At 35.1% G+C, this 5,623-nt stretch carries 8 protein-coding genes and 1 pseudogene; 4 read left to right on the plus strand and 5 right to left on the minus strand.

The window, feature by feature from the left end:
* Together CBG25_RS09725 and CBG25_RS09730 are read left to right on the plus strand one after the other, a co-directional pair.
* Positions 1–281, plus strand: a 281-nt coding sequence (locus tag CBG25_RS09725; RefSeq protein WP_290603775.1) for a transposase family protein, incomplete at its 5' end; no start/stop codon positions are given.
* Positions 223–519: a hypothetical protein gene (locus CBG25_RS09730; RefSeq protein WP_290606338.1), complete on the plus strand. Its 297-nt coding sequence runs from the start codon at positions 223–225 to the stop codon at positions 517–519. The genes CBG25_RS09725 and CBG25_RS09730, both read left to right, overlap by 59 nt.
* Before the next feature lie 261 nt (positions 520–780).
* Here CBG25_RS09730 and CBG25_RS09735 read toward each other — a convergent pair whose 3' ends face one another.
* The 5 genes and pseudogenes from CBG25_RS09735 to CBG25_RS09760 all read right to left on the minus strand — a co-directional run bounded on the left by CBG25_RS09735 (position 781) and on the right by CBG25_RS09760 (position 4,021).
* Positions 781–1,077, minus strand: a complete 297-nt coding sequence (locus CBG25_RS09735) for a hypothetical protein (protein WP_051297010.1) — start codon at positions 1,075–1,077, stop codon at positions 781–783.
* Complete coding sequence (locus CBG25_RS09740) at positions 1,074–1,694, minus strand: LuxR C-terminal-related transcriptional regulator (RefSeq protein WP_290606340.1); 621 nt, start codon at positions 1,692–1,694, stop codon at positions 1,074–1,076. The genes CBG25_RS09735 and CBG25_RS09740 overlap by 4 nt, the downstream gene beginning before the upstream one ends.
* Before the next feature lie 249 nt (positions 1,695–1,943).
* Positions 1,944–2,198, minus strand: a complete 255-nt coding sequence (locus tag CBG25_RS09745; RefSeq protein ID WP_280632085.1) for a hypothetical protein — start codon at positions 2,196–2,198, stop codon at positions 1,944–1,946.
* Positions 2,199–2,976 (minus strand): annotated as a pseudogene (locus CBG25_RS21400) (ParA family protein).
* Positions 2,977–3,082: 106 nt separating this feature from the next.
* A complete protein-coding gene (locus tag CBG25_RS09760) occupies positions 3,083–4,021 on the minus strand; it encodes a replication initiator protein A (RefSeq protein ID WP_290606345.1) in 939 nt (312 codons plus the stop codon).
* Positions 4,022–4,629: 608 nt separating this feature from the next.
* On the opposite strand from CBG25_RS09760, the gene CBG25_RS09765 reads away from it, so the two are divergent.
* Both CBG25_RS09765 and CBG25_RS09770 read left to right on the plus strand, forming a co-directional pair.
* Entirely contained in the window at positions 4,630–4,902 is a 273-nt protein-coding gene (locus tag CBG25_RS09765; protein ID WP_290606347.1) for an HU family DNA-binding protein, read from the plus strand.
* A 3-nt stretch (positions 4,903–4,905) separates the two neighbouring features.
* Positions 4,906–5,178, plus strand: a complete 273-nt coding sequence (locus CBG25_RS09770) for a hypothetical protein (protein ID WP_290606349.1) — start codon at positions 4,906–4,908, stop codon at positions 5,176–5,178.
* Positions 5,179–5,623: the final 445 nt, after the last annotated feature.

A 5,623-nucleotide genomic window follows, 5' to 3' on the forward strand; every position in this document is an offset into this window, starting at 1 on the left:
AGGTAACCATCTGGGCAGATACCGGTTTTCAAGGTATAGATAAACAGCATCCTAATACACAAATCCCAAAAAAAGGAACTCGAAAAAGACCTTTATCGCCTGAACAAAAACAAGAAAATAAAATAATCTCGGGCATCCGTATTACAGTTGAACACGCCATCGCGGGTATCAAGCGCCTCGGTTGCATGACCCAAATTTTACGGAATCGTAGACCCTTTATTGATGATACCTTCTTACTCCTTAGCGCAGGTCTTTGGAATTTCCATCTCAGAACAGCGTAAAATTTACTTCAATCACCGAAACACCCTTATTTCACTATTAAGCAACACGCTTATTGTCAAAACTCACAGAAATATTCTCAAAGAAACCCAACAATATGAAAAAATCCCCGAAAATAAAGACACGCCATTTATAGGTTGGTATGCCCTTTTTGCCTGTATAACAGCAAGCTACATTGGATTAACAATAGAAACAGGCGTTCCTACTGTTAATTCCTTGCTTACTGCCAGTGTTATTTAACCTGAGTTCGGGATAAGGAATCTAAAATTTTTCATCATATATTCAATTATTTAACTTAAAATAATTACATAAAGTAGTGCTTAATTTTGGCTTTTTTCATGATTTTAGCAGAGAAAATAGCTTATATTTTAACCTATGATCACTGAAAATCTTTCCATCTTTTATCATTTTATTGATTTTAAAAGGTTTTTATTGATAAGTGAGTAATTTTTATTTTCCCATAACTACCGCTTATCCCGAACTCAGGTTATTTATGGTTTACTAAACTTCATCAAAATCCCTTTTTTCATGAAAAAAATAAAAAGCTAATCTTAATAATGGGAGAAATAGTCGCATTTGTGCCACCGCTCTCAGTGAGCTAGTCGAGCCTAATTCCAAACGGTGCTGAGCTTCAATCAAAGAAGCTTGGACACTTCGAATAGAGACGTGGCGTATATCAGCTATATTGGCAATAGGAATACCAATTGCAAAGAGAAAAACATTTTCTTGTTGAGTTTGCGTAAATTCAGGAAACAACTGAGAAAATTGTTTCAGTTCGTCAGAATAAAAAACACTCATGCGATCCCTCCCATTTCTACGAATCCACGTCTCTTATGAATAAGCTCAGCAGGAATATAGCGCTCAAAGTCTTTTGATTTGCAAAATGTCCTTAGCTGACAAGCAGAATGGACATTGACTTTTCCGTAGATAGTCTTCAAGTGCGATTCAACCGTTGAGGGAAAAATATTTAACCATCTACCAATTTCCTTGCTGCTAAAACGGTGCATCGTGAAAAACAATACTTCCCACTCTTTAGCAGTAAACAGCTTATTGGGTTTTTCCGTAGTAACTGCATAAGGCAGCATGCCATCGACATAATCCAGCAGAGATAAAAACAGGAATTCATGAGCGTGAAAGAAAGTGCCAAGATAGCCATTTTCACTACAAAAAAGCGGTAAAAAATGGAACTGCCAAACGGTGGGCGATTGATTGAAATCAGAAACCAGATTAATAATGACAAAAAACGGTGATTTTTCAGTGCGGATTTTTTCCAATAAATTCGCAATTTCAAGAGCATCTTTGTTCAACGCCAGTAACTCCGTCATGGTGGCATTATTATGAATTTCCCCCTCACTATCCGAAAATCCACAGGGAACAGTTACGCGTCGACAAAATTCATGCATCTCGGATTTCATACTGCACCTCCGATACTCAGAAGGTACTCACGCTGACGGGTTGTGAGGTGTTTTGACGTGTGAGCAAAGCTCAAAAGCTGCTCGATTGATATGCCGCACGCTTTCATTATGCGTGCAATATGCGTACTATTTCGCATAGTCCGACTCCTAGTTACATTAGGTTTTGGATTAGGTACTTGTCGGGATCGTTAGTCCCTTCAAGTACCGCTTACTTAAGTATATAAAAATGAATATATAAAAGTATATACACTATGTATTATTAATAACTGATTTAGCTAATTTTTTAACTAAATTCATATCATAATTTAAATAACCAACAGCACGTAAAACTCGTGACTTTGATATATTTTTTTGTGGCACAATTTCTTGTATTTTATCTATCATAATAGAAAGTGCATCTTCATCTAAATTAGTCATACGCAAATTCATTTGCTTGCCAGTTGTAATATTTCTTTTTTCTACAACTCGCGTTACACCTTTTGTTATTCTATCACTTCTACTCACTTAAGAAATCTCCTCAACTCTTTTAATAAGTTCATTTGTCAATGATAAATAATCTTCATGTGGTCTTTCATTAAAAGCATAAAGAGGAGAGGGTCTATGGTTTTCTGTAGCTTGCTTATAAAGCTCACTAACCCTTATTTCTGTTGTAGCTACATGATAGCCTGACTTTTTGACATACTCATTTATAGCTTTTTGCATTTTAGAATGAGATTTGTTTACTTTTGTCTTTACAAGAATATATACAATATTCTCTTGACGTTTTACTTCTTTTGCTACTTGTAGCAAATCATTAATGCCTTTAATAGCTCTTCGATCCATATCAACAGGAATAACAATTAAATCTGTAATTAAAAGAGCATTTTCTATGCTTAAATCAATTGCAGGGCGCAAATCAAACAAAATAAAATTTAGCATTCAAACGTTTAAGTGCATCATCTAAAATAGTTAACCTATGCCTGAATCTTTCAGCGCTTCTAGCTTCAACAGCTAATGTTATATCCGCTGGAATAATAGATAAGTTTTTTATTTCATCATTTGAATCAAGGGCTGAATATATTATTTTATTAATATCAAATTTAGGGTTTTCAAAAAGATCTGTAATCGTATAATCTTCATCCCCTCTACCTAAATCATCACTAAGATTTCCTTGATGATCTAAATCAATAAGCAATGTTTTATACCCTTGTTGTGCTAGACAACAGCCAACAGCTATACAACTAGTTGTCTTACCTACCCCACCTTTACTGTTGGCAAAACTAATAATAAAAGGGGTTTTCATATAAAATCCAACATTAATGTATATACTTAGATATATACATTGTAGATAAAAAAACGATTCGCGTCAAAAAATAAAGTATATACAGTTATATATACTTAAATGACCATCAATTATTTTGGAAAAGTCGTTTCTTTAATTTATGAACTTCTTTTTTCCCTTTTTCTTGCTTACGCGATGCTTCGGCTTCAGGGGTATTTTGTTTACGATTTTTGAAAGTTACTTTGTTTTTCATTGAATCAAATAGAATTTCATAATCAGGAAGATCATTAGTTTTAGCTAATTGCTTAATATTGAATTTGAACTTAGATAATACCGCCGTACTACCTGTTTTTAAATACAATTTTTCTAAACAAATTGTAAATTCGGCCTGACTACCACAATGCTTGCGAGCAATCTCATAAAGCCGTCTATCAATAGCTTTTCTTATACGGAAATAATCAGGACTAATTTGTAATACTTTTGTCTTTGTTATTGCTTGATAAAGCCAGTCTGGTAAAGTTACTTCTACCATCCCAATTTCAAGTTTACCTTTGTGTTCCTCCAGAATTCGCCAACTATCAATTAACCCGAAACTAATAGTTTCTTGATTTTCTTTACCATAAGTTATATTAGTTGTAATAACAGTTCCTTTCAGTCTAGCCAAAGCCAATCTCAATAATTCATAACTTTTCCCTCCATCATTACGATTTGTAGTGATAAAAAAATCATATGGAGTAAATGATATAGTGCGACTAATAGGCTGGTTATTATTAATTGCTTCTTGTAGTTTTGAGATAACATATATCCAAATATCTTTATCAAAGATCGTAGCTAACCCTATACCAGCTAATGATCTTGCAATGACAGTGACATTACCATTTTTATATTCCCTAACTTTCGTATCACCACCTTTTAAAGCAAAAAAAGGATGCTCCATACTTGCTAATTCATCCCTAAAGGTAGAAATATCAACCTCATCAGCAATAAAAAATTCTAGTTGCTTATGTAATTGTGGACGTAATGTCTTCAAATTGCGTTTTCCTATTTTTTTTGTATGATCATGCACAGCCTCACTCCTAGATTTGTTAGGATTGTTGGTTAGAGTCTGTTAAATGCCAACAACATCTAACAGACTCGAGTTTTCGTACTTTAGGAATACAAAAAATATCGTACTTCAAGAAGTATAAACCGTACTTTAGGAAAACAACTATTAATTTAATAAAAAAAAATCAGAAAAAGCCATTTTTATTGTGGATAAGTAAGATAAACACCCGTACTTTAGGAATAAAAACCCGTACTTTAGGAAAAAGTAAAGTCATTTTTTATATAAAAATCAGTTGTTTATTTCTTATTTTCCTTTCTTTAACTCTTTTAACTTATACATAACTAAATATAACTACGCGCGCGCGAGGTTTTTCTGTGGATAACTTTTCTTCTAACAAAAAACCTAAACCCCAAAATATGTTACTACTGAGTGACCGTATTTCTTTTTGACTAAATGTGATATTCCGCTTCCTCGTCTGCTCACTCGCTCCGCTCGGTCACAGACTTGCGGCGAGCGTAGGCTTTTTAATTAAAAAGATTTTTTTGAATTAATTAACCTGAAACATTGCACTATCAGGAAGCTACAGCTAGCATCACTAGAATTAATTTATCCACTAATTCAGGCACACCATGAACAAAACAGAACTCATCAGTAAAGTTGCAGAGAAATCAGGGTTGAGCAAAAAGGACGCAGAGAAGGCACTGAACGCTTTCATCGAAACCGTGACAGAAGCGCTAAAGGCCGGAGATGACGTACAACTCGTTGGCTTTGGTAGCTTTCAGGTTAAGCAACGCGCAGCCAGAGATGGACGTAATCCAAAAACGGGAGAGGTGCTTAAAATTGCTGCTGCAAACGTACCGAGTTTTAAAGCGGGTCAAAGACTCAAAGAGGCGGTGAAGTAATTCATGACCTATGACGCAAAGTCAATTCGGATTCTACGTGAAGATGAAATCAAACGTTTTGATTGGCATTGGGCTGAGGAATTAGCCCACGAACACATTTTGCCCCTAGATTGGGTCAAACGCGGATTTGAAGCCTCAAGACGACTCGGTATTGAACCAGATTTCTTCGTCAACAAGTACATCCTCAAACAAGACCTCCCCAAAAATGACGAATTCGAGCAAGTCTTCATTGAAGTGCTAAAAGAAGACAGAAAGAAGAGTCAAAACACCCTCTAAAAGCTCCTGTAATCAATTCTGAGCCATTTTATCGATAAAAACGTAAATTCGTACGACTAAAATTTTATCGTTGCTCACAATGCTTTTTAGGAGCTTTTGAATTTTCAGATTTCAGAATAGAAAAAGCCAACCATAAAAGTTGGCTAATTTGTCGAGGTGAAACTTTTTTAGTTTTATGTAAATTTCTTATTCGCAATACGAATCTTAATGAGCAAATACATAATACATCTCTCAAATACATTTGCAATAATCGGGCTTCAATACCTCATCTTAGACAATTAACATCATCATCGCTGTCATATAGTGCCAATGAGCTTTGCAGCTACCGTGCTAAGTCAAGAAAAAGATCGCCTTAAGTTTTGGCAACACCCCCCTAAGTGCTGTCAACTTGCTGACAGCACCAAATCCCCGATACATCGCGGTTATACCGTGCTAACGGGGTTAA

The organism is Arsenophonus sp. ENCA (assembly GCF_002287155.1).
Lineage (GTDB): Bacteria > Pseudomonadota > Gammaproteobacteria > Enterobacterales > Enterobacteriaceae > Arsenophonus > Arsenophonus nilaparvatae.

Coding starts and splice junctions, on each gene's coding strand:
- CBG25_RS09730 (WP_290606338.1), top strand. CDS start 223: ATGATACCTTCTTACTCCTTAGCGCAGGTCTTTGGAATTTCCATCTCA.
- CBG25_RS09735 (WP_051297010.1), bottom strand. CDS start 1,077: ATGAGTGTTTTTTATTCTGACGAACTGAAACAATTTTCTCAGTTGTTT.
- CBG25_RS09740 (WP_290606340.1), bottom strand. CDS start 1,694: ATGAAATCCGAGATGCATGAATTTTGTCGACGCGTAACTGTTCCCTGT.
- CBG25_RS09765 (WP_290606347.1), top strand. CDS start 4,630: ATGAACAAAACAGAACTCATCAGTAAAGTTGCAGAGAAATCAGGGTTG.
- CBG25_RS09770 (WP_290606349.1), top strand. CDS start 4,906: ATGACCTATGACGCAAAGTCAATTCGGATTCTACGTGAAGATGAAATC.